The organism is Micrococcus lacusdianchii (assembly GCF_023155805.1).
Lineage (GTDB): Bacteria > Actinomycetota > Actinomycetes > Actinomycetales > Micrococcaceae > Micrococcus > Micrococcus lacusdianchii.
This window is the reverse complement of sequence record NZ_JAKNUW010000010.1, coordinates 72,204-94,627: the sequence shown is the minus strand read 5'-3', so window position 1 is coordinate 94,627 and position 22,424 is coordinate 72,204. Positions and strand designations below refer to the sequence as shown.

At 73.3% G+C, this 22,424-nt stretch carries 20 protein-coding genes; 12 read left to right on the top strand and 8 right to left on the bottom strand.

The genetic code is table 11. The annotated features are described in order from the left end of the window. Positions 1 to 41: 41 nt before the first annotated feature. Entirely contained in the window at positions 42 to 782 is a 741-nt protein-coding gene (locus tag MA879_RS07985) for a FadR/GntR family transcriptional regulator (RefSeq protein WP_248124915.1), read from the top strand. On the opposite strand, the gene MA879_RS07980 is transcribed toward MA879_RS07985, so the two are convergent. From MA879_RS07980 to MA879_RS07965, 4 genes are all read right to left on the bottom strand, one after another. Further along, positions 749 to 1,933, bottom strand: coding sequence for a hypothetical protein (locus tag MA879_RS07980; RefSeq protein WP_248124913.1), 1,185 nt, complete (start codon positions 1,931 to 1,933; stop codon positions 749 to 751). The genes MA879_RS07985 and MA879_RS07980 overlap by 34 nt on opposite strands. 128 nt (positions 1,934 to 2,061) lie before the next feature. Next, the gene (locus MA879_RS07975) at positions 2,062 to 2,562 is read right to left on the bottom strand and encodes a DUF456 domain-containing protein (protein ID WP_248124911.1); all 501 of its coding nucleotides are present in this window, start codon (positions 2,560 to 2,562) and stop codon (positions 2,062 to 2,064) included. A 68-nt stretch (positions 2,563 to 2,630) separates the two neighbouring features. Next, positions 2,631 to 3,404: a type 1 glutamine amidotransferase domain-containing protein gene (locus MA879_RS07970; RefSeq protein ID WP_335342044.1), complete on the bottom strand. Its 774-nt coding sequence runs from the start codon at positions 3,402 to 3,404 to the stop codon at positions 2,631 to 2,633. Positions 3,405 to 3,485: 81 nt separating this feature from the next. Further along, entirely contained in the window at positions 3,486 to 4,976 is a 1,491-nt protein-coding gene (locus MA879_RS07965; protein ID WP_248124909.1) for a helix-turn-helix transcriptional regulator, read from the bottom strand. A gap of 274 nt (positions 4,977 to 5,250) precedes the next feature. Between MA879_RS07965 and aceA the strand changes: the two genes are divergently transcribed. Both aceA and aceB read left to right on the top strand, forming a co-directional pair. Further along, positions 5,251 to 6,549 carry an isocitrate lyase gene (aceA, locus tag MA879_RS07960; RefSeq protein ID WP_248124907.1) on the top strand — a complete coding sequence of 433 codons (1,299 nt, stop codon included), beginning with the start codon at positions 5,251 to 5,253 and terminating at the stop codon, positions 6,547 to 6,549. Between the two features lie 46 nt (positions 6,550 to 6,595). Further along, on the top strand, positions 6,596 to 8,266 hold the full coding sequence (gene aceB / locus MA879_RS07955) for a malate synthase A (RefSeq protein ID WP_248124953.1): 1,671 nt from the start codon (positions 6,596 to 6,598) through the stop codon (positions 8,264 to 8,266). A 123-nt stretch (positions 8,267 to 8,389) separates the two neighbouring features. Here aceB and pdxT read toward each other — a convergent pair whose 3' ends face one another. The 3 genes from pdxT to MA879_RS07940 all read right to left on the bottom strand — a co-directional run bounded on the left by pdxT (position 8,390) and on the right by MA879_RS07940 (position 10,914). Then, positions 8,390 to 9,001: a pyridoxal 5'-phosphate synthase glutaminase subunit PdxT gene (pdxT, locus tag MA879_RS07950; RefSeq protein WP_248124904.1), complete on the bottom strand. Its 612-nt coding sequence runs from the start codon at positions 8,999 to 9,001 to the stop codon at positions 8,390 to 8,392. Positions 9,002 to 9,024: 23 nt separating this feature from the next. Next, positions 9,025 to 9,969 carry a pyridoxal 5'-phosphate synthase lyase subunit PdxS gene (gene pdxS / locus MA879_RS07945; protein WP_282447719.1) on the bottom strand — a complete coding sequence of 315 codons (945 nt, stop codon included), beginning with the start codon at positions 9,967 to 9,969 and terminating at the stop codon, positions 9,025 to 9,027. Positions 9,970 to 10,068: 99 nt separating this feature from the next. After that, positions 10,069 to 10,914: an HpcH/HpaI aldolase/citrate lyase family protein gene (locus MA879_RS07940; RefSeq protein WP_248124901.1), complete on the bottom strand. Its 846-nt coding sequence runs from the start codon at positions 10,912 to 10,914 to the stop codon at positions 10,069 to 10,071. A 116-nt stretch (positions 10,915 to 11,030) separates the two neighbouring features. Here MA879_RS07940 and MA879_RS07935 point away from each other — a divergent pair, with 116 nt between their 5' ends. The 5 genes from MA879_RS07935 (at position 11,031) to hpaD (ending at position 17,184) form a co-directional block, all read left to right on the top strand. Then, positions 11,031 to 11,867 carry a hypothetical protein gene (locus MA879_RS07935; protein WP_248124899.1) on the top strand — a complete coding sequence of 279 codons (837 nt, stop codon included), beginning with the start codon at positions 11,031 to 11,033 and terminating at the stop codon, positions 11,865 to 11,867. Between the two features lie 54 nt (positions 11,868 to 11,921). Further along, positions 11,922 to 13,559: a fumarylacetoacetate hydrolase family protein gene (locus MA879_RS07930; RefSeq protein WP_248124897.1), complete on the top strand. Its 1,638-nt coding sequence runs from the start codon at positions 11,922 to 11,924 to the stop codon at positions 13,557 to 13,559. Then, complete coding sequence (locus tag MA879_RS07925) at positions 13,556 to 14,245, top strand: GntR family transcriptional regulator (RefSeq protein WP_248124895.1); 690 nt, start codon at positions 13,556 to 13,558, stop codon at positions 14,243 to 14,245. The genes MA879_RS07930 and MA879_RS07925 overlap by 4 nt, the downstream gene beginning before the upstream one ends. Before the next feature lie 12 nt (positions 14,246 to 14,257). Next, entirely contained in the window at positions 14,258 to 15,802 is a 1,545-nt protein-coding gene (gene hpaE / locus MA879_RS07920; protein ID WP_248124893.1) for a 5-carboxymethyl-2-hydroxymuconate semialdehyde dehydrogenase, read from the top strand. A gap of 215 nt (positions 15,803 to 16,017) precedes the next feature. Continuing rightward, complete coding sequence (gene hpaD / locus MA879_RS07915) at positions 16,018 to 17,184, top strand: 3,4-dihydroxyphenylacetate 2,3-dioxygenase (protein WP_248124891.1); 1,167 nt, start codon at positions 16,018 to 16,020, stop codon at positions 17,182 to 17,184. A 39-nt stretch (positions 17,185 to 17,223) separates the two neighbouring features. Here hpaD and MA879_RS07910 read toward each other — a convergent pair whose 3' ends face one another. Continuing rightward, positions 17,224 to 17,913, bottom strand: coding sequence for an NADPH-dependent F420 reductase (locus MA879_RS07910; RefSeq protein WP_248124889.1), 690 nt, complete (start codon positions 17,911 to 17,913; stop codon positions 17,224 to 17,226). A 73-nt stretch (positions 17,914 to 17,986) separates the two neighbouring features. On the opposite strand from MA879_RS07910, the gene MA879_RS07905 reads away from it, so the two are divergent. From MA879_RS07905 to MA879_RS07890, 4 genes are all read left to right on the top strand, one after another. After that, a complete protein-coding gene (locus MA879_RS07905; protein WP_248124888.1) occupies positions 17,987 to 19,024 on the top strand; it encodes an LLM class flavin-dependent oxidoreductase in 1,038 nt (345 codons plus the stop codon). Between the two features lie 92 nt (positions 19,025 to 19,116). Further along, positions 19,117 to 19,902: an FAA hydrolase family protein gene (locus tag MA879_RS07900; RefSeq protein ID WP_248124887.1), complete on the top strand. Its 786-nt coding sequence runs from the start codon at positions 19,117 to 19,119 to the stop codon at positions 19,900 to 19,902. 19 nt (positions 19,903 to 19,921) lie between these two features. Further along, the gene (locus tag MA879_RS07895) at positions 19,922 to 20,758 is read left to right on the top strand and encodes an HpcH/HpaI aldolase family protein (protein WP_335342043.1); all 837 of its coding nucleotides are present in this window, start codon (positions 19,922 to 19,924) and stop codon (positions 20,756 to 20,758) included. Positions 20,759 to 20,785: 27 nt separating this feature from the next. Then, positions 20,786 to 22,282, top strand: a complete 1,497-nt coding sequence (locus MA879_RS07890; protein ID WP_248124886.1) for a protein adenylyltransferase SelO — start codon at positions 20,786 to 20,788, stop codon at positions 22,280 to 22,282. Positions 22,283 to 22,424: the final 142 nt, after the last annotated feature.

Sequence of the window (22,424 nt, the reverse complement as noted above, 5' to 3'; positions counted from 1 at the left end):
ATGGGCAGTCCACGCCGCCATCCGCCTCGGAGGAGACACCCGTGCCCGACACAGCCCCGCGCGCCCACACCGTGATCCTCGACTGGCTCGAGGACGAGCTGCGCGGCGGCCGGGTGCGGGTGGGCGCCAAGCTGCCCGGCGAGCGTGCCCTGGCGGAACGCTTCGGCATCTCCCGGGCCTCCGTGCGGGAGGCCACCCGCATCCTGGACGCGATGGGGCTCGTCCGCTCGAGCACCGGCTCCGGCCCCACCGCCGGTGCCGTGGTGGTCTCCGAGCCCTCGGCCGCCCTCGGATGGGCGCTGCGGATGCATGTGGCCACGCAGGCCCTTCCGGTCTCGGACATCGTCGCCACCCGCGTGCTCCTCGAGACCGAGGCGGCCCGCTTCGCCGCGAGCCGGCACGGCGACGCCGCGCTCGGCGACGACCCCCGACGGGCCGCCATGGCCCAGGCGGCCACCTTGCTGAAACGCATGGACGACCCCGCCCTGCCACGAGACGTCTTCCATGAGCTTGACGCTCAGTTCCACATCACCCTCGCCGCCCTGAGCGGCAACGTCGTCACGGAGACCATCATGGCGTCGCTGAGGCAGGCCGTCGTCGGCTACGTCCACGAGGCGGTGGGTGCCCTGGCCGACTGGGACGCCGTGCGCCGACGGCTGCAGGACGAGCACCGCGGCATCCTCGCGGCGGTCGACGCGCGCGACGGCGAGCTGGCCGCCGCCTCTCTGCGCGAGCACATCCTGGGCTTCTACGCACTCGCGACGGGTGACCTCGCGGACTGAGATCCGCGGGAGCCGTGCACGCCGCTGACACCGGCCCGCCAGGCCAGGACCATCCCGAGGAGGGCGAGGACCAGGGCGAAGGCCGACTCCGCGAGCACGACGGTCCCCGCCCGTGAGGCCAGGACGGCGCCGGCGCCCGCGGCCAGGACCGCGGCCGCGGCGGCGGTCCACCCGGGCGCGCTCCGCTCCAGCAGGGCGTGCAGCAGCGCGAGCGCCGCTGCGGCCGCGAGCAGGACGAGACCTGCGCCGAGGGCGACCTCCGGCTGCGGGGTCACCTCAGGCCAGCGCTCGCGTTCCAGCGGGGCCCGTGCGGCGGCCGCTGCGGCGGGGGCGCACCCGGTCGTGGAGGATCCGGGCTCGAGGCAGTCCCGCCAGAGGATCGCCCCCGCCGCGGCCCAGCCGCCGGCGGCCAGCAGCGCGGTGACGCCGGCGAGCGTCGCCAGCAGTGCCCGCCTGTTCCACCGGTGGGAGGCGCGGACCGCGGCGGCCGTCAGGAGGCCGACCAGGACCAGCGTGACGAGCCCCGGAAGGAGGAAGAGGCCGGGCGGGTCGTCGTGGGAGCCCGAGACGCCGATCAGCACCACGATCGGGACGATGCCGTGGGCGAGACCCACGGCGGCCAAGGTCCCCCCGGTCCACCGGGCGGTCAGGCGGCCGGGGGTGTCGTCCCGGCCGAGGGTCACCAATGCCGCGCCGGTGACGCTCAGCACGGGCACCATCAGGACGAGAAGGGAGCTCGCCTGCCCGAGCGCCGACGCCGGCTCCCCAGGCCCTCCCGGCTCCCCCGGTTCCCCCGGCTCGAGCGTCCCCACAGCGAAGGCCACGTGCACCAGGAGCGTGAGGAGGCCGAGCGCGGGCAGCGCCCACCGTCCGCGGGCGCCCCGACCCGGCCGCAGCCCGAACGACGCGGGCAGCGCCGCCGCGCCGACGAGCGCGTAGCCGGCCGCCACCGGGAGGTCGATGCCGGGCAGCTCGCCGAACGCGTCGTCGTGCATGGGGCATGCCACGGCCCAGACGTCGGGGGTGAGGCACCCGAGCCAGCGGACCGCCCCGCCCATCACGAGGGCCAGCCCGCCCAGCAGCAGGAGGGCGGCGCTCAGGAGCAGGGCCGAGGTCGTGCCGCGGCGGTAGGGGGCGGGGGACGGGAGCATGACGCCTCGATTCCGGGACGGCCGCGGGGGGGGGCCGGCTCCAGCCTGACCGGAGTGGGCGTGCGGCTCACCCCCGCCGGGGTGACGGGCCGGTGAACATCGCGGGCCGGCGTCGCCGTCCTCCCGGGTCAGGCCGTGGCGAAGTGCACCAGGATGCCGGTGCCCACCGAGGCCAGGGCCGCCATGGCGCACACGAACTCCACGAGCATGCCCAGGCCCATGGCCTTGACGGCGCCCCACGAGGAGGCCAGCGCGGCACGGGCGTCCCTGCGGCGGCGCCACTCGGCGGCGAACAGGCCCACAGCGAAGCCGAGGAACAGGCCCACGATCGGCACGACGAAGAAGCCGATCACCGCGCCGGCGACGCCGGCCAGGATCGGGCCGCGGGGGACGCGCTCGCGCACGAGGCGCCGACCGGTCAGGGCCGCGGAGGCGCTCACGCCGGCGATCGACAGGCCTGCGGCCACCAGGCCGAACGTCCAGGAGGCGGTGGAGCCGAGGATCCACGCCCACGTCACGGAGACGACCACGTTGAGGAGCGAGCCGGGCAGGATCGGGTAGACGGTGCCGACCAGACCGACGATCAGCAGCAGGACGGCGAGGACGGAGACGAGCACGGCGAGGGTCACGGTCCCAGTATGGGCGACGCCGACGCCCCCTCGGCGCGGAGGGAGCGGCGGCGCCGCAGGTGGGCCGGTCAGCCCAGGTCGGTCAGGAGGCGCTCCGCCAGCGCCGCCGAGGACGCCGGGTTCTGGCCGGTGTAGACCGGGCCGTCCACCACCACGTGGGGGGCCCACGGCTCGGCGGCCTTCTCGTACTCGGCGCCGATCTCCTTGAGGCGGTCCTCCAGCAGCCACGGGGCCTTGTCGGCCAGGCCCGCCTGCTGCTCCTCGACGTTGGAGAAGCCCGTCATGCGGCGGCCGTGGAAGGGGCCGGGGCCGGCGTCGTCGTCGAGCTCGGCCGCGAGCGCCGCCGCCGGGGCGTGGCACAGCAGGGCGACCGGCCTGCCCGCGGCCACGCGCTCACGCAGGAGGGCACCGGAGCCGGCGTCCACGGCGAGGTCCTCCATCGGGCCGTGGCCGCCGGGGTAGAAGACGACGTCGTAGGCCTGGCCGTCCACCTCGTGCAGGTCCTGCGGGGCGGAGAGCACGGGGGCGAGCTCGTCGAGGCGGGCGCGCAGCGCAGCGGTCTCCTCCTCGGAGCCGCCCATCTCGCCGAGGCTGCCCTCGTCCACCACGGGCACGACGGCGCCCGGCGTGGCGACGGCGATCTCCCAGCCCGCCTGCTCGAAGCGGTCGTACGGGGCCACGAGCTCCTCGGCCCAGAAGCCGGTGGGGTGCTCGCTCCCGTCCTGCAGGGTCCAATGGCGGGCTCCGGTGAGCACGAACAGCACGGAAGGCATGGGGATGGTCCTCTCGACGTCGGGGATGTCCTCCGCGAGGCCGGTCCGGCCCCGCGCGGTGCCGTCCACCGTAGGAGCGCAGCGGCGCCGGACGGAACGCCCGAGGGGCGGGGGCGTCGTGCGGCACGGCCCGCGCCCGCCGCCACCCCGTCAGGCCGCCCCCGACCCCTCCGGGGGCCATCGGCTCTCCTGCGTCTGGAGGAACTCGAACACCTGCACCTCCTCCACGCCCGGGAACGCCCCGCTGGGCATGGCCGCCAGCAGGTGCGCGTTGGCGCGGGCCGCCGGCCAGGCCTGCCCGCCCCACGCGGCCTCCAGGTCCGCCGAGGGCAGCCGGCAGCACTCCGGGTCCGGGCAGGTGCTGCGGGTCCGCGCGGAGGTCTCCCGGCCGCGGAACCACTTGGCGTCGTCGAAGGGCACGCCCACCGTGAGAGAGTAGAAGCCGGTGGAGGTCGGCTCGACCACCGCCGCCGACCAGAACGTCCCGGCGGGGGTGTCCGTGTACTGCGGGAACGCACCGAGGTGGTCGGCCACGGAGAACACCTGCCGGCTGGTCCAGTACCTGCAGGCCGTCTGCCCCTCGATCGCTCCGATGTGGTCCCGGGGGAACGGAATGCCGTCGTTCTCGTATGCCTTGTGGAACACCCCGGACTCGTGGACCTTCGCGAAGTGGCAGGTCAGACCCAGGTGCTCGGTGGCCAGGTTGGTGAACCGGTGCGCGGCGGACTCCCACGAGACGCCGAACCGGTCCCGCAGGTCGTCCACCGAGAGGTCGCGGCGCTCCTTCGCCTCGCGCAGCGCGCGCACGGTGCCGCGCTCCGGCATCATCATCGCCGCGGCCAGGTAGTTCGTGTACACGCGCTGGCGGAGGAACTCCGCGTAGTCGGCGGGCTCGCCGTGGCCCAGCACCGAGGAGCACACCGCCTGCAGGAGCACCGCGCGCGGGTCATGGTCCGGGCGGCGGGACCGCGACAGGTAGATGCGGCGGTTCTTCAGATCCGTGACGGAGCGCGTCGAGTGCGGCAGATCGGGCACGAACCGCACCGCGAACCCCAGGTGCTCGGCCAGTGCGGACACGTGATGGTGCGTCAGCGGACCGTCCGCGACGTCCACCGCCTCCCGCAGCTCCTGGGCCCGGCGCTCCAGGTCCGCGTAGTGGTTGCCGCAGGCCCGCATCTCCTCCCGCAGGGCGCTGTTCGCCCGGCGCGCCTCCTCCGGGGTGGACACGCGTTCGGCCATCTGCCGGTCCAGCTCGGCCTGCAGCCCCGCGATCACCTCGAGGACCTCGTCCGGGGTGCGCGGGCCGATCTTCAGGGCGGGCAGGCCGAGCCGCTGGAACAGCGGGCCGCGCTGCGCCCGCTCCACGGCCACCTCGAGGGCCGCGCGCCGGCTTGGCGCCTCCGGCGTCAGCAGGTCCTCCACCTCGACGCCGAACGCCCCGGCCAGGGCGGTGAGCAGGGTCAGCCGCGGCTCCCGGTGTCCGTTCTCCACGAGGGAGAGGTGGGATGCGGTCACGCCCACCTTCCCGGCGACGTCGGACAGCGTCGCGCCGGACGTCCGGCGCAGGTGGCGCAGCCGCCGGCCGAGCACGAGGGGGTCGACGCGCGGGGGCTCGTGGGCGGGATTCGTGGAGGTGGCCATGCCGTCGAGGGTAACGACCGTCACCTGCGAGGCCGTCCATGAAGTCAACATTTACTCCTCTGCGCCATCATTTCTGCAGATCCCCGCTACTGCAGCGCCCCGGATGCGAAGGACGCACTTTCTTGACGTGTTGGCAAGAACATCGCGAACTTTCCTGCGACTGCGGGGCCCAGGCAGGTGCGCGTCGGGCCAGAGTGGTTCCACACCCCCCGGGGAGACGCCGCCGCAGCACCGCGGAGGCCCACCCCGCCCCCCACCCGAGAGGACCAGGACCATGACCGAGCAGACCGTGCAGCAGATCGCCCAGGAGATCCAGCAGGACTGGGACACCAACGACCGCTGGGCCCACATCGAGCGCACCTACACCGCCGAGGACGTGGCCAAGCTCCGCGGCCGCATCCAGGAGGAGCACACCCTCGCCCGCCGCGGCTCCGAGAAGCTCTGGGAGCAGCTGACCTCCGAGCACGCCAAGGGCGAGTTCACCAACGCCCTGGGCGCCCTCACCGGCAACCAGGCCGTGCAGCAGGTCAAGGCCGGCCTCCGCGCCATCTACCTGTCCGGCTGGCAGGTCGCCGCGGACGCCAACCTCTCCGGCCACACCTACCCGGACCAGTCCCTCTACCCGGCCAACTCCGTGCCGGCTGTGGTCCGCCGCATCAACAACGCGCTGCTGCGCGCCGATCAGATCGAGTGGTCCGAGGGCATCAAGACCGTCGAGGACTACCTCGTGCCGATCGTCGCCGATGCCGAGGCCGGCTTCGGCGGCCCGCTCAACGCCTACGAGCTCATGAAGGGCATGATCGCCTCCGGCGCCTCCGGCGTGCACTGGGAGGACCAGCTGGCCTCCGAGAAGAAGTGCGGCCACCTCGGCGGCAAGGTGCTCATCCCCACCGGCCAGCACGTCCGCACCCTGAACGCCGCCCGCCTGGCCGCCGACGTCGCCGGGGTGCCCTCCGTGATCATCGCCCGCACCGACGCCGAGGCCGCCACCCTGATCACCTCCGACGTCGACGAGCGCGACGCCGAGTTCATCACCGGTGAGCGCACCGCCGAGGGCTTCTACAAGGTCCGCAACGGCATCGAGCCCTGCATCGCCCGCGCCAAGGCCTACGCCCCGTACTCCGACCTGATCTGGATGGAGACCGGCACCCCGGACCTCGAGCTGGCCAAGAAGTTCGCCGAGGCCGTCAAGTCCGAGTTCCCGGACCAGATGCTCTCCTACAACTGCTCGCCGTCGTTCAACTGGAAGAAGAACCTCGACGACGCCACGATCGCCAAGTTCCAGCGCGAGCTCGGTGCCATGGGCTACACCTTCCAGTTCATCACCCTCGCCGGCTTCCACGCCCTCAACCACTCCATGTTCGACCTGGCCAAGGGCTACAACGAGCGCCAGATGTCCGCGTACGTGGAGCTGCAGGAGCGCGAGTTCGCCGACGAGGCCCGCGGCTACACCGCCACCAAGCACCAGCGTGAGGTCGGCACCGGCTACTTCGACGCCGTGTCCACCGCCATCAACCCCGAGTCCTCCACCGTGGCCCTCAAGGAGTCCACCGAGGCCGGCCAGTTCCACTGAGCCGCAGGCCCAACAGACCGCAGAGACTGAGAGGGAATCCGTCATGATGACCCTGCAGACCACCCATTCCGACACCACCGTCAACGGCGTGCGCATCCTCGGCGAGCCGGTCCCCGGTCAGGACCGCGTCCTGACCTCGGCCGCCCTGGAGTTCCTCGCCGCGCTGCACCGCGGCGTCGAGGGACGCCGTCAGGAGCTGATGGAGGAGCGCACCGCCCGTCGGCGTCGCATCGCCGAGGGGGAGACCCTCGACTTCCTCCCGGCCACCCGCAAGGTCCGTGAGGACACCTCCTGGCGGGTCGCGGCGCTGGCCCCGGGCCTGCGCGACCGGCGCGTGGAGATCACGGGCCCGGTGGACCGGAAGATGACCATCAACGCCATGAACTCGGGCGCCAAGTGCTGGCTCGCGGACTTCGAGGACTCCTCCACCCCGTCCTGGGAGAACGTGATCGCGGGTCAGGTGAACCTGCAGGACGCCATCCGGAGGACCATCTCCCTGACCACCCCGGAGGGCAAGGAGTACACCCTCGGCGGCGTGCAGCTCGTGGACCGGCCCACCATCATCGTGCGGCCCCGCGGCCTGCACCTGATGGAGGACCGCATCCTCGTGGACGGCCAGCCGGTCTCCGGCGCGCTCACCGACTTCGCGCTGTACTTCTTCCACAACGCGAAGGAGCTGCTGCGCCGCGGCCGCGGCCCGTACTTCTACCTGCCGAAGACCGAGTCGCACCTCGAGGCGCGGTGGTGGAACTGCGTGTTCGTCCGGGCACAGGACCTGCTCGAGATCCCCCAGGGGACCATCCGGGCCACCGTGCTGATCGAGACGATCACCGCGGCATTCGAGATGGAGGAGATCCTCTACCAGCTGCGCAACCACGCCGCCGGCCTCAACGCGGGGCGCTGGGACTACATCTTCAGCGTCATCAAGACCTTCCGCGAGCGGGGCGAGGACTTCGTGCTCCCCGACCGCTCCGAGGTGACGATGACCCAGCCGATGATGCGGGCCTACACCGAGCTGCTCGTGCGCACGTGCCACCGGCGCGGCGCGTCGGCGATCGGCGGCATGGCCGCGCAGATCCCGAACCGCAAGGACCCGGAGGCCAACGCGGCCGCCCTGGAGAAGGTCCGCGCGGACAAGACCCGCGAGGCCGAGGACGGGTTCGACGGCTCGTGGGTGGCCCACCCGGACCTGGTGCCGGTGGCCATGGAGGTGTTCGACTCCGTCCTGAAGGACCTGCCCAACCAGATCCGCGCCCGCCGCCGGGAGGACGTCGTCCCCGACGCCGCCGCCCTGGTGGACGTGAAGTCCACCACCGGCTCCATCACGGAGCAGGGGCTGCGGATGAACATCGAGGTGGGCATCCGGTACGTGGAGTCCTGGCTGCGGGGCAACGGCGCCGCCGCCATCCACAACCTGATGGAGGACGCCGCCACCGCCGAGATCTCCCGCTCCCAGATCTGGCAGTGGATCCGCACCGGCTCCACCGCCCGTCTGACCGACGGCGGGGAGCGCACCGTGACCCGTGAGTGGGTGGAGCAGGTGACCGAGGAGGAGTTCGGCCGGATCGAGCGCACCCAGGGCGACCGGTTCGACGACGCCCGGGAGATCTTCACCTCGGTGGCCCTCGCCGAGGACTTCCCGGACTTCCTCACCCTGCCGGCGTACGAGCGGTTCCTCTCCGCCGAGGCCCGCGCTCGGGCCGGCCACGCCGCCTGAGCCACCGCGCCTGCCGGCTCCCCGGCGCGCGCCTCCGGAATCGACTGCGGTTCTGCCCCTTCTGGGGCCCCGAAAGGGGCTGTGGAGGGTCAGAACCGCAGTCGATTCTCACGTTGGGGGGGGTCAGAGGCCGGCGAGGAACGCGCGGTGGAAGGACCAGTCCCCCGTGACCTCCGGGTGGAAGCTCGTGGCGCTCACGTGCCCCGCGCGCACGGCGACGGGCAGGTCGGCGGCGGCGCCGTCGTCGGCCTCGGAGGTGGACGCGCCGACGGCCCGGGCGGCCGGCACGGAGGCGAGCACCTCGACCCCCTCCCCCACGCGCACCACCGCGGGGGCGCGGATGAACACAGCGTGCACCGGGTCCGCGGCGGCCGCCGGCACCTCCAGGTCCGCCTCGAAGGAGTCCACCTGGGAGCCGAAGGCGTTGCGGCGCACCGTGACGTCGAGGACGCCGAGGCTCCCCTGGTCCGGGGCGGGGTTCTCGATCCCGGCGGCCAGCAGGATCATCCCCGCACACGTGCCGTAGGCGGGCAGGCCGTCCCGGATCGCCTCGGCGAGGGGGTCCCTCAGGCCCATGATCCGGGCCAGCCGGTCCATCACGGAGGACTCCCCGCCGGGCAGCACGATCCCGTCGAGACCCGCGAGGTCGGCGGGCCGGCGGATGGGGCGGGTGCGGGCGCCGAGCGCCTCGAGGACGTGCACGTGCTCGCGCACGTCCCCCTGCAGGGCGAACACGCCGACGGTGGGCGCCGCCGGGCTCACCAGCCGCGCTCGGCCAGGCGGTGCGGGGCGGGGAGGTCGCCCACGTTGATGCCCACCATGGCCTCGCCCAGGCCGCGGGAGGCCTCGGCGATCGCGGCGGGGTCGTCGAACTGGGCGGTCGCCTTCACGATCGCCTTCGCCCGCGCGGCCGGGTCGCCGGACTTGAAGATGCCGGAGCCCACGAACACGCCGTCGGCGCCCATCTGCATCATCAGGGCCGCGTCGGCCGGGGTGGCCACACCGCCGGCCACGAACATCACCACGGGCAGGGAGCCGGTCTCGGCCACCTCGCGGACCAGCTCGTACGGGGCCTGCAGCTCCTTCGCGGCCACGTACAGCTCGTCCTTCGCCAGGCCGCGCAGCTGCGCGATCTCCTTGCGGATGGTGCGGATGTGCTTCATGGCCTCGGAGACGTCGCCGGTGCCGGCCTCGCCCTTGGACCGGATCATGGCCGCGCCCTCGGTGATGCGGCGCAGCGCCTCGCCCAGGTTCGTGGCGCCGCAGACGAACGGCACGTCGAAGCCCCACTTGTCGATGTGGTTCACGTAGTCCGCGGGGGAGAGCACCTCGGACTCGTCGATGAAGTCCACCTTCAGCGCCTGCAGCACCTGGGCCTCCACGAAGTGGCCGATGCGCGCCTTCGCCATCACCGGGATGGACACGGCCTCCACGATCCCGTCGATCAGGTCCGGATCGGACATCCGGGCCACGCCGCCCTGGGCGCGGATGTCGGCCGGCACGCGCTCGAGCGCCATCACGGCGACCGCGCCGGCATCCTCGGCGATCCGGGCCTGCTCCGGGGTCACGACGTCCATGATGACGCCGCCCTTGAGCATGTCGGCCAGGCCGCGCTTGACGCGGGTGGTGCCGGTGCCGCGCGCGCCGTCGTCGGCGGCATCGGCGGTGGAGGCGGAGAAGGACTGCGTGGGGGTCTCGCCCATGGGTGTACCTCGTCTTCTGGGGGGAGGACGACGCCGGCCGGGCGGCGCGCGAGGCGCGCCCGGGGCGTCGACGGGATGGGTTCTATGGTGCCACGCCGGTCAGGCGTTCCAGAGGCCGTACGAGTCGGCGAGATCCGCGATCTTCTGAGCGCGCAGCAGGCGCGGGAGGTAGGAGCCGTCGCCCACCGTGGCCCCGGCGGCGTGCTCGTCCAGCAGGCCGTGCGCCCAGCGCACCTCGTCCTCGGACGGGGCCAGGCCCCGGTTGATCCACTCGACCTGACCGCGGTTGAGGCAGAGCCGGCCCGTCATGCCCATGGAGTTCGTCACGCGGGAGGACTCCTGCACGGCGGCCTCGTCGTCGCCCGCGCCGGGTGGTCCGTCCACCGCGCCGGGCAGCCGGCCCACGCGGGAGGCGATCACCATGCGGGAGCGCGCGTAGGCCATGGCCAGCGGGTCCTCCCCCACGCCGACGTCCTTGCGGAAGTCGTTGACGCCGAACGCCAGGCGGAAGGTGCCGGGTGCCTTGGCCACCGCGGTGGCGTTCTCGATGCCCAGGGCGGACTCGAGCAGTGCGATCACGGGCGTGCCGGCGCGCAGGCGCATCGCGGTGAAGGCCACCTGCTCCGGCTCCTCCGTCTCCGCGAGCACCACGCCGCGCACGCCCTCGAGCCCCTGCAGCGCCTCGAGGTCCCGGGCCCAGTGGTCCGTCGAGGTCGCCCCGATGCGCACCCATGCGGTCATGCCGCCGGAGAGGGCGTCCACGACGTTCTGACGCGCCTCGTCCTTCTTCTCCTCGGGCACGGCGGCCTCGAGGTCGAAGATCACGGAGTCCGCCTCCGATGCGAGCCCGGGCGCGAAGTCCTCGGGGTTCGCCGCGTTGACGAGCAGCCACGAGCGGCTCAGCTTGGCGGGCAGTGCGGCGGCACGGCGGTTTCTCAAGGGCATGGCCTCATGGTATCCGGGGGCCCCTCTGGAGCGGGCGGACCGTAGCATGGGGCCATCACACGGCCCTCGCGCGGCCGCTCTCCCGCCGCGTCCGTCCCGCCCCCTGAGAGGTCCCCATGCGCCGCTCCGCGTCCTCCGCTCTGACGACGGCGGCCGCCCTCGCCGCCACCGGCGTCCTGCTGGGCGGCTGCGGCCTGCTCCCCTCCGGCGGGGAGCCGTCCGCCGGGCGCTCGGAGGGCCCCGTGGACCTGCTGGGCCACGACACCTCGGACATGGCACCGCTGACCGTGCACCTCGTGGTGCCGGAGGACGCGGCGGACCCGTCCTTCGCGGGCCGCGCGTTCGGCTGCGGCGACCTGCTGGTGCCCGTGCAGACCGTGCCCTCCGGCGGGGTGGACCGGGCGGACGCCGCCCTCGACTTCCTCTTCGACGAGGACCAGGGCGCGCACGGCGATCCGACCCTCCTGAACGAGGTCGAGTCCACCGCCGAGACCCTCACCCCCACCGGGCACCGGCGCGACGGCGACACGGAGGTGTTCACGTTCTCCGGCACCCTCACCGCCGACGGCGCGTGCGCGGCCGAGCGCATCCGTGCCCAGCTGGCCGAGACGGCCCGCTCCCAGACCGACGCCCCGGACGTGCGCCTCGAGGTGGACGGGCGGGATCTCGACGACGTCCTCGGCCTGGCGCCGCTGGCACTCGGCGAGCCGACCGCCGGGGGCGGGGCTGAGCCCACCCAGGGCGGTGGGGACGCCGGCGAGGGGCGGGTCACCACCCCACCCGAGCCGCCCACGGACGCCTCCACCGGCTGGAACGGGGCGGACGCCACCGCCACCACCGCGCCCCTCGACGCCGTCCCGGACACGGACGGGATCGACGTCGGCACGTCGGACGCCGCGGACGTCGGGACCGGCATCCCGGGCACGGCCGGCGCGTCCACCGCCGGCCCCTGACCGGACGGCGTCGGCCCCTTCCCGCGCCGGGGCGGATCGTATATGATCCGCGGCATGACGCAGAGCACATCGCCCGCCACGCCCACGGTCACCGAGCAGGATTTCACCGCCCGCGAGAACCGCCCCGGCAAGGTCGTGGCGCTGCACCTGAACTACCCCTCCCGGATCGCCCAGCGCGGCCGCTCCCCGAAGTTCCCCGGCTGGTTCCTCAAAGCCGGCACCTCGATCGCCCGCTCCGGGGACGCCGTCGAGCGTCCCGCCGGCACCGAGCTGTTGGCCTATGAGGGCGAGATCGCGCTGATCATCGGCCGCACGGCACGCCGCGTGCGCCCCGAGGAGGGCTGGTCCTTCGTCTCCGGGATCACCGCCGCCAACGACTGGGGCCTCTACGACCTGCGCCACGCGGACAAGGGCTCGAACGTCAAGAACAAGTCCGGCGACGGCTACACCCCGCTCGGCCCCGCCGTGATCGCGGCCGCGAACCTGGACCCGGCCGCCCTGCGCGTGCGCACGTGGGTCAACGGCGAGCTCGTCCAGGAGGACACCACCGAGGGGCTCGTCTTCCCGTTCGGCCAGCTCGTGGCCGACCTCTCCCAGCTGATGACGCTCGAGGAGGGGGACGTGATCCTCACCGGCACCCCGGCCGGATCCTCCGTGGCCCAGCCGGGCGACGTCGTCGAGGTGGAGGTGGACGCTCCGACCGCCCCCGGCGCCCCGTCCACGGGCCGCCTGGTGACGCACGTGACCGAGTCCGCGCACCCGATGGCCGACTACGGCCACGGCCCGCAGGTGGACGACACCCAGCGCGAGGAGGCCTGGGGGTCGCGTGAGGCCGCGGGCCTGCCCCCGGCCGGCGAGAGGGCCGACGACGGCGCCGCGCCGGCTGCGGACGCCGCCGCCTCCTCGGCGGTGGATGAGGACGGCCACTGGGTGCCCTCCGCCCCGCGGCCGGACCGGACCCTGCTCACCCCGGAGCTGCGCGCGAAGATCGAGGCGACCGCCGTCGCCACCCTCACCGCGCAGCTGCAGAAGCGCGGCATCCACAACGCCACCATCGACGGCCCGCGCCCCTACCACCCGGGCAAGCGTCTCCTGGGCTACGCCAAGACCTTGCGCTACGTCCCCAAGCGCGAGGACCTCTTCCAGGCGTTCGGCGGCGGCTTCAACGCGCAGAAGCGCGCGATGGACTCGGTCCAGCCGGACGACGTGGTGGTCATGGAGGCTCGCGGCGAGCACGGCACCGGCACCCTCGGCGACGTCCTGGCCCTGCGCGCCCAGGTGAACGGCGCGGCCGGGGTGATCACGGACGGCGGCGTGCGCGACTCCGAGGCCGTCCGCGAGGTCGGCATCCAGGTCTACGCCAACGCCGCGCACCCCGCCGTCCTGGGCCGCCGCCACATCCCGTGGGAGGTCGGGGGCACCATCGCGTGCGGCGGCACCACCGTCCAGCACGGGGACGTGATCGTGGGCGACGACGACGGCGTCGTCGTCATCCCGCCCTCGCTGCTCCAGGAAGTCGTGGATGACGCCTACGAGCAGGAGCTGCAGGACGCCTGGGTGTACGAGCAGGTGAAGGCCGGCCACCCCGTGGACGGGCTGTTCCCGCCGGACGCCGAGTGGAAGGCCGCGTTCGCCGAGCACCGGGCCACGCTGCCGCAGGCCCCGCAGCCGGAGGGCGACGGGCGAGCATGATCCGCACGAACACGGGGCAGGCGAGCCCGGGCGACGCCACCGCCTCCAAGGCGGACCGCGCCTACCACGCGATCCTCGCGGGGATCCGGGACCAACGCCACGAGCCGGGTGACCGGCTGGTGCTGTCTCAGATCGCCGCGGAGCTCGACATGTCCGTGGTCCCGGTGCGCGAGGCCATCCGCCGCCTGCAGTCCGAGAACCTCGTGGCCTATGAGCGCAACGTGGGCGCCACGGTGGTGGGGATCGACCCCGTGGAGTACCGCCACACCATGGAGACGCTCGCGCTGGTGGAGGGCTTCTCCACCGCCCAGTGCGCCCCGCACGTGACCGCCCAGGACATCGCCGCCGCCCGCGCGGTGAACGCGGAGATGCGCGCGCGGGCCGCTTCGGAGGAGACGTGGGACCCGGTGGCGTTCACCGAGCTCAACCGCCGCTTCCACTCGATCCTGTTCGAGCACCACCAGAACGAGCACGTGCACGACCTGGTGCACCGCGGCTGGACCCGCCTGGCGGCGTTGCGCTCCTCCACGTTCGCGTACGTGCCCGGCCGGGCCCGTGCCTCCGTGGAGGAGCACGAGCAGCTGCTCCGGCTCATCGAGTCGGGGGCCCCGTTCGCAGAGATCGAGGCCGCGGCCCGCGCCCACCGACTCAACACCCTGCACGCCTACCTCAACCACCAGAACTGAGAAGAGGACTCCGTGACCGAGAAGACCAGCATCGAGGCCCGCACGCCCGAGGGCCTGCCCGACGTCCTCCGCCACTACATCGACGGCGAGCTCGTCGACTCGATCGACGGCGACACCTTCGAGGTGCTCGACCCGGTGACCAACCAGCCGTACATCCGGGCCGCCTCCGGCAAGTCCGCGGACATCGACCGCGCCGTCGCCGCCGCCAAGGCCGCCTTCGAGTCCGGCGAGTGGTCCCAGGCCCTGCCGCGCCAGCGCTCCCGGGTGCTGCACAGGATCGCGGACATCATGGAGACCCGCGGCGACCAGCTCGCCGAGATGGAGTGCTTCGACACCGGCCTGCCGATCACGCAGGCGAGGGGCCAGGCCGCCCGCGCCGCCGAGAACTTCCGCTTCTTCGCGGACCTGATCGTGGCCCAGCACGACGACGCCTTCAAGGTGCCCGGCCGCCAGGCGAACTACGTGAACCGCAAGCCGATCGGCGTCGCGGGCCTGATCACGCCGTGGAACACCCCGTTCATGCTGGAGTCCTGGAAGCTGGCCCCGGCCCTGGCCACCGGCAACTCCGTGGTGCTGAAGCCGGCCGAGTTCACCCCGCTCTCCGCGTCCCTCTGGCCGGAGATCTTCGAGGAGGCGGGCCTGCCGACGGGCGTGTTCAACATGGTGCACGGCTTCGGCGAGGAGGGCTACGCGGGCGACCCGCTCGTGAAGCACCCGGACGTGCCGCTGATCTCCTTCACGGGCGAGTCGCGGACCGGCCAGATCATCTTCGCCAACGCCGCGCCGCACCTGAAGGGCCTGTCCATGGAGCTCGGCGGCAAGTCCCCCGCCGTGGTCTTCGCGGACGCGGACCTGGACACCGCGATCGACGCCACAATCTTCGGCGTGTTCTCCCTCAACGGCGAGCGCTGCACCGCCGGCTCGCGCATCCTCGTGGAGCGCTCGATCTACGACGAGTTCGTGGAGCGCTACGCCGCCCAGGCGGACCGCGTGAAGGTCGGCCTGCCGAACGACGAGACCACCGAGGTCGGCGCCATCGTGCACCCCGAGCACTACGAGAAGGTCATGTCCTACGTGGAGATCGGCAAGTCCGAGGCCCGCCTCGTGGCCGGCGGCGGCCGCCCGGAGGAGTTCCCGGAGGGCAACTTCGTGCGCCCCACCGTGTTCGCGGACGTCAAGTCCGACGCGCGGATCTTCCAGGAGGAGGTCTTCGGTCCGGTCGTGGCGATCACCCCGTTCGACACGGACGAGGAGGCCCTGCAGCTGGCGAACAACACCACGTACGGCCTGGCCGCGTACATCTGGACGAACGACCTCAAGCGCGCCCACACCTTCGCTCAGGACGTCGAGGCCGGCATGGTGTGGCTGAACTCCAACAACGTGCGCGACCTGCGCACGCCGTTCGGCGGCGTGAAGGCCTCCGGCCTGGGCCACGAGGGCGGCTACCGCTCGATCGACTTCTACACCGACCAACAGGCCGTGCACATCAACCTCGGCGAGGTTCACAACCCGGTGTTCGGCAAGCAGGAGCAGGCCGCGGCGAAGATCGACGGCTGACCCGCCCCCCGCGCTTCCGCTGACGCACCACGCGCCCCCGCAGCGCTTTCGCCGACGCGCCGGGCCCGGCGACCCCGACGGCGCACCCGGGGACAGGACGCCCGCTCGGGACGGACTTCCCCCGGGCCGGAGGATCGTATACGATCACTGGCAGTGACCATGTCCCAGGCCACATCGACCGCCCTGGCGCGGCCGCCCATCACCAAGGAGCATCGATGAGCAACCTCGAGAACCGCCAGAAGACCTCCTCCGGCTTCTGCGTGGGGCAGGAGGGCCCCGTGAAGGCGGAGAACCCCCTCCCCACCCCTACGGCGGAGGCCCCGGACGTGCTGCGCTGCGCGTCCATGGAGCTCGTGGTCACCGACCTCGAGGCCTCGCGCCGGTTCTACGTGGACGTCCTGGATCTCGTGGTCACGGAGGAGGACGAGGACACCGTCTACCTCCGCTCCATGGAGGAGTTCATCCACCACAACCTGATCCTCCGGAAGGGCGAGACCGCCGCCGTGGCCGCGTTCTCCTACCGCGTGCGCACCCCCGAGGACCTGGACAAGGCGGTCGCCTTCTACGAGGAGCTGGGCTGCCGCGTCGAGCGCCGAAAGGACGGCTTCGTCAAGGGCGTCGGCGACTCCGTGCGCGTCGAGGACCCGCTGGGCTTCCCCTACGAGTTCTTCCACGAGGTGGCGCACGTGGAGCGCCTGGCCTGGCGCTACGACCTCTACACCCCGGGCGCGCTCGTGCGCCTGGACCACTTCAACCAGGTCACCCCGGACGTCCCCCGCGCCGCCCGGTACATGCAGGACCTGGGCTTCCGCGTCACCGAGGACATCCAGGACGAGAACGGCACCGTGTACGCCGCGTGGATGCGCCGCAAGCCCACCGTCCACGACACCGCCATGACCGGCGGCGACGGCCCCCGCATGCACCATGTCGCCTTCGCCACGCACGAGAAGCACAACATCCTGGCGATCTGCGACAAGCTCGGCGCGCTGCGCATGTCCGACCGCATCGAGCGCGGCCCGGGCCGCCACGGCGTCTCCAACGCGTTCTACCTCTACCTGCGGGACCCGGACGGCCACCGCGTGGAGGTCTACACGCAGGACTACTACACCGGTGACCCGGACAACCCCGTGGTCACGTGGGACGTGCACGACAACCAGCGCCGCGACTGGTGGGGCACCCCGGTCGTGCCGTCCTGGTACACCGACGCCTCGCTCGTGCTGGACCTCGACGGCAACCCGCAGCCCGTCGTCGCCCGCACGGACGACTCGGAGATGGCCGTGACCATCGGCGCCGACGGCTTCTCCTACACGCGCCGGGACGAGGGCGAGGAGTCCCTGCCCGACTACAAGAAGGGCGAGTACAAGCTCGGCAACCAGCTCTGAGACGTACTCCCCCGAGCCGCATCAGACAGGGCCCGTCGCTCAGTCGACGGGCGCCCCCGCGAGCGCCTCGCGCATCCCGGCAGCGTCGAACCGACCGCCGAACACGGGCGCCCCCGGCTCGAGCAGGCTCGCCGCCCCGGCCGGGGCGGGGACGGCGTCGAACCCGAGGGAGTCCACGAACGCGGCCACGCGGTCCACGGCGTCCGCGTCGGACCCCGCCACCGCCACGGCCCTGCGCCCCGGGGCGCCCGCCGGGCGGGCGTCGGTGAGCAGCTCCGCGTAGGCGGCGTGATTGAGCGTCTTCACCACGGGCGTCCCGGGCAGCCGCCGCGCCCACCAGTCGGCGTCCACGCCCTCGTCCTCGGCCGGCACCGCGTCCCACGCGTTGGTCGCGTCCACGACGTCGCCGCGCACGCCCGAGAGGTCCAGGCCTGCGAGCGCGGGCTGGGGCACCGCGAGGACCACGACGTCGGCCCGCGCCAGCAGCTCGGCCAGGGGGACGGTCCGCGCGGACGGAAGGATCGAGCCGACGACCAGCTCGAACATCGGGTTCCCCGGCCGCTCCGCCACGAGCAGCTCGTGGCCGGCCTCCGCGGCCAGCCGGCCGATCACGGCGCCGAGCTTGCCCACCCCCACCAGGCCGACCGCCAGGCGTGCGGGGGCGGGAGCGGGGTGGGCGTCGTCATCGAGGGCGGGGACGTTCGGGGTGCTGGCGAGGTGGTTCTTCATGTTTGAAATAACTCAGGCGCGCCCGGCGTTGTTCCCGGTGACACGATCCACCCCCCACCCCTCGGAGGACTCCATGGACCTGGAATTCGGCATCGACACCTTCGGCGACCGGACCGCGGATGCCGACGGCGAGCTCGAGACCCACGCCGCGGGCGTGCGGCACGTCGTCGACCTCGGCGTGACGGCCGAGCAGGCCGGCCTCGACGCGTTCAACGTCGGCGAGCACCACCGCGACGACTACACCGTCTCCGCGCCCGAGATGGTGCTGGCCGCCATCGCCGCCCGGACCCAGCGGATCCGGCTCGGCACCGCCGTCACCGTGCTCTCCTCGGACGACCCCGTGCGCGTGCACGAGCGTTTCGCCACCCTCGACGCCCTCTCCTCCGGCCGCGCCGAGGCCGTGCTCGGCCGCGGCTCGTTCACCGAGTCCTTCCCGCTGTTCGGCTACTCGCTGCACGACTACGAGGACCTGTTCGAGGAGAAGCTCGAGCTCTTCGCGCAGCTGCGCACGCAGCAGCCGCTGACGTGGTCGGGCCGGCACACCCAGGACCTCGACGACGTCACCCTCTACCCGCCGCTCGAGGGCGGCGAGCCGCTGCGGACGTGGGTGGCGGTCGGCGGCTCGCCGCAGTCCGTGGTGCGCGCCGCGCGGCACGATCTGCCGCTCATGCTGGCCATCATCGGCGGCCCGTCCTCCCGCTTCGCGCCCTTCGCGCAGCTCTACCGCGACGCGCGGGAGAAGTTCGGCCATGAGGGTGAGTCCCGCGTCGGCTTCCACATGATCGGGCATGTGGCCGAGACGGACCACGCGGCGTTCCAGCAGTTCGCCCAGCCGTACCTGTCCCACCACGCGCGGCTCGGCGCCGAGCGCGGCTGGCCGCGCATGACCCCCCAGGCGCTGCGGGGCGAGCTGGACCACGGGCTCATGGCCGTCGGCTCCCCCGAGACCGTGGCCCGGAAGGTGGCCCGGGGCGTGAAGGACCTCGGGGCCTCCCGGGTGAGCTTTAAGGTGCAGCACGGCCCCATCCCGCACGTGCACAACACCCGTTCGGTGGAGCTGTTCGGGGAGAAGGTCGTCCCGCTGGTCAAGGACATGCTCGCCGGATCCTGACGGGGGCGCCGGCGCCGGCCGCCACCGGGCCCCGGCCTGCCGGACCGTATACGATTCGGGGTGACCGGCCTCACGACGTCGAAGGGACCGCCATGCTGGACCAGGCAACGCACCAGAAGATCGCCGACGAGCTGCACGAGGCCGGGCAGACCGGCACCCCCGTGCCGCTGCTCACCGCCCGCTACGAGGGCATGGGGGTCGAGGACTCCTACGCGGTGCAGCGCATCTGGGCGCGGCGCCAGGTGGAGGCGGGCCGCCGCGTCGTCGGGCACAAGATCGGCCTGACCTCGAAGACCATGCAGGCCGCCACGGGCATCACCGAGCCGGACTACGGCGTGATCTTCGACGACCAGGTGGCCGAGTCCGGCCACGAGTTCGAGACCGCGCGGATCACCAACCCGCGCATCGAGATGGAGCTGGCCTTCGTGCTCAAGGACGAGCTCCGCGGCCCCGGCGTCACCCTGGTCGACGTCCTGCGGGCCACCGAGTACGTGGTGCCGGCACTCGAGGTGCTCGACGCGCACGTCGAGCTGGCCGGCCGGACCATCGTGGACACCATCGCGGACAACGCCGCTCTGGGGTACATGGTGCTCGGCGGCCGCCCCGTGGCCCCGGACGCGGTGGACCTGCGGTGGGTGGCCGGCACGCTCTCCCGCAACCAGACCATCGAGGAGACCGGCGTGGCCGCCGGCGTCCTGAACCATCCCGGCAACGGCGTGCACTGGCTCGCCAACCGGCTGGCCGGGCACGGCGACGCCCTGGCGGCCGGCGAGGTGGTCCTGGCCGGCTCCTTCACGCGCCCCATGCACGTGTCCGCGGGGGACACCGTCACCGCCGACTACGGGCCACTGGGCACCGTCACCTGCTTCTTCGCCTGACCGCCCGAGAGGATCCGCCGTGCCCGTCCGCCACAACACCCAGCCGATGTTCCGTGACCTGTTCACCGCCGAGGCCCGCGCGGCCCGCGGCGGCCGCCCCGCCGCCGGCATGTTCCTCAGCTCCGGGGACTGCACCGCCGCGGAGATCTGCGCCGGTTCGGGCTTGGACTACCTCCTGATCGACGGCGAGCACGCTCCGCTCTCCCTCGAGACCGTCCTGGCGCAGCTGCGCACGGTGGCCGGCTACGGCGTGCCCGTCATGACGCGCGTCCCCGCCCTCGACGCCATCCTGATCAAGCAGTACCTGGACCTCGGCGCGCAGACGCTGCTGGTGCCCATGGTCGACGACGCCGACCAGGCACCCCGGGCCGTCGAAGCCGTCCGCTACCCGCCGCACGGCGTCCGCGGAGTCGGCTCGTCGCTGGCCCGCTCGGGCCGGTGGAACCGCGTGCCGGGCTACCTCAACGACGACGCCGACCACGTCAGCCTGTTCGTGCAGATCGAGACGCGGGCCGGGGTGGAGAACGCCCGCGCCATCGCCGAGACGGACGGCGTGGACGGGATCTTCGTGGGCCCCTCCGACCTCTCCGCCTCGATGGGCCTGCTCGGCCAGCAGTCCCACCCGGAGGTGGTGGCCGCCGTGGAGTCGGTCATCCGCGCGGCGAACGAGGCCGGGACCGTGGTGGGCGTCAACGCATTCGTCCAGGCGCAGGCGCAGGCCTACGCCGAGGCCGGCGCGGACTTCGTCAACGTGGGCGCCGACGTCGCACTGTTGGCCCGCGCCGCCGAGGCCCTCGCGGACGAGTGGTGCCCCGCGCCCGAGGGCGGCGACGACGGCGGACGCGCCTCGTACTGAGGGCGGCGTGCCCCGTACCGTGGGCGCATGAGCTCCCCCGTCCCCGCCCTGACCTCGCACTTCGCCGACGCGTTCCCGGAGCTGTCCGCCCCGTCCCGCGCATGGCAGACCCCCGAGCCGCGCCTGCTGCACCTCAACGCGGCGCTCGCCGCGGAGCTCGGCCTCGACGAGGACTGGCTGCGCTCGGCGGACGGCGTCCGGTTCCTCACCGGTGAGGCCCCCGGCCCGGACGCCCGGCCCGTGGCCCAGGGGTACGCCGGCCACCAGTTCGGCGGCTACTCGCCCCGGCTCGGCGACGGGCGTGCCCTCCTGCTCGGCGAGCTCACCGCGCCCGTCGGCGGCGCCGCCCCCGCGCCCGGCCTCCCCGCCCTGCGCGATCTCCACCTGAAGGGCTCCGGATTGACCCCGTTCTCGCGGCAGGGCTCGGACGGGCTCGCGGCGGTCGGCCCGATGCTGCGCGAGCTCGTGGTCTCCGAGGCGCTCCACGCCCTCGGGATCCCCACCACGCGCGCGCTCGCCGTCGTCGCCACGGGGCGGACGGTCCGCCGGCAGCGGCCGCTGCCGGGCGCGGTGCTGGCGCGCGTCGCCGACTCCCACCTGCGCGTGGGCACGTTCCAGTACGCCGCCGCACTGGTCGAGGGCGGGCACGCGCCGGAGGATCTCGTGCCGCGCCTGGTCGCCGAGTCCCTGGCCCGCCACCACGCCGACCGCGTCGACGCCGACGTCCCCGCCCTGGCCCTGCTCGAGGCCGTGGTCGCCGCGCAGGCGGACCTCACAGCCCGCTGGATGCTCGTGGGCTTCGTGCACGGCGTGATGAACACGGACAACGTGACGATCTCCGGCCAGAGCATCGACTTCGGCCCGTGCGCCTTCCTCGACGCCTTCGATCCGCGCGCGGTGTTCTCCTCGATCGACCGCCAGGGCCGCTACGCGTACGGTGCCCAGCCGCAGATCGCCCTGTGGAACCTCAACCGGCTCGCCGAGACCCTCCTGCCGCACCTGGCAACGGAGCCGAACGACGCCGTCGCCGCCGCCACCGCAGCGCTCGAGGGGTTCGCGCCCGCGTTCGACGCCACGTGGCAGTCCGGCCTGGCCGCGAAGCTCGGCGTGCCCCGCACCGAGGCCTCGGACGACGTCGCCGCGCGCCTGCTCGGGCTGCTCGCCGAGGCACGGGCCGACTGGACGGCGTCCTGGACGGACCTGGCGGACGTCGTGCCCGGGCCGAGCCCCACGCCGGGGACGTCGGCCGGGCTTCCGGACTCCGCGGGGGTCAGGGCGTGGCGGGAGGACTGGCTCGCCCTCGCGCCGGACCCGGAGCGGATGCGGGCCGCCAATCCGCGTCACATCCCGCGCAACCGCCCGCTCCAGGAGGCCCTGGACGCCGCCGAGGACGGCGACATCGCCCCCGTGGAGCGCATCCTCGCCGCCGTGCGGGACCCGTTCACGCCGCGTCCCGACGCCACCGACCTCGCTGTCCCCTCCGGCGCTGACGAGGGCGGGTTCGTGACCTTCTGCGGCACCTGAACCGCACAGGCCGGAGGGTGATCCGTCCCAGAAGATGAACATCCGGAGACCATCGGTTGAACCGACCATCGACGCCGGGAAGCACCTCCCGGTGCAGCGCTGATCACGATACGATCACGGACGGCGCCCACGCGGCGCCCAC

Bases quoted from the DNA above. Each gene is read 5' to 3' on its own strand.
- MA879_RS07935 (WP_248124899.1), top strand. From the start codon at position 11,031: ATGCGCCGCTCCGCGTCCTCCGCTCTGACGACGGCGGCCGCCCTCGCC.
- MA879_RS07890 (WP_248124886.1), top strand. From the start codon at position 20,786: ATGAGCTCCCCCGTCCCCGCCCTGACCTCGCACTTCGCCGACGCGTTC.
- MA879_RS07965 (WP_248124909.1), bottom strand. From the start codon at position 4,976: ATGGCCACCTCCACGAATCCCGCCCACGAGCCCCCGCGCGTCGACCCC.
- MA879_RS07910 (WP_248124889.1), bottom strand. From the start codon at position 17,913: ATGAAGAACCACCTCGCCAGCACCCCGAACGTCCCCGCCCTCGATGAC.
- MA879_RS07905 (WP_248124888.1), top strand. From the start codon at position 17,987: ATGGACCTGGAATTCGGCATCGACACCTTCGGCGACCGGACCGCGGAT.
- MA879_RS07980 (WP_248124913.1), bottom strand. From the start codon at position 1,933: ATGCTCCCGTCCCCCGCCCCCTACCGCCGCGGCACGACCTCGGCCCTG.
- MA879_RS07940 (WP_248124901.1), bottom strand. From the start codon at position 10,914: ATGCCCTTGAGAAACCGCCGTGCCGCCGCACTGCCCGCCAAGCTGAGC.
- hpaD (WP_248124891.1), top strand. From the start codon at position 16,018: ATGAGCAACCTCGAGAACCGCCAGAAGACCTCCTCCGGCTTCTGCGTG.
- aceB (WP_248124953.1), top strand. From the start codon at position 6,596: ATGACCCTGCAGACCACCCATTCCGACACCACCGTCAACGGCGTGCGC.
- MA879_RS07900 (WP_248124887.1), top strand. From the start codon at position 19,117: ATGCTGGACCAGGCAACGCACCAGAAGATCGCCGACGAGCTGCACGAG.
- MA879_RS07930 (WP_248124897.1), top strand. From the start codon at position 11,922: ATGACGCAGAGCACATCGCCCGCCACGCCCACGGTCACCGAGCAGGAT.
- aceA (WP_248124907.1), top strand. From the start codon at position 5,251: ATGACCGAGCAGACCGTGCAGCAGATCGCCCAGGAGATCCAGCAGGAC.
- pdxS (WP_282447719.1), bottom strand. From the start codon at position 9,969: ATGGGCGAGACCCCCACGCAGTCCTTCTCCGCCTCCACCGCCGATGCC.
- MA879_RS07925 (WP_248124895.1), top strand. From the start codon at position 13,556: ATGATCCGCACGAACACGGGGCAGGCGAGCCCGGGCGACGCCACCGCC.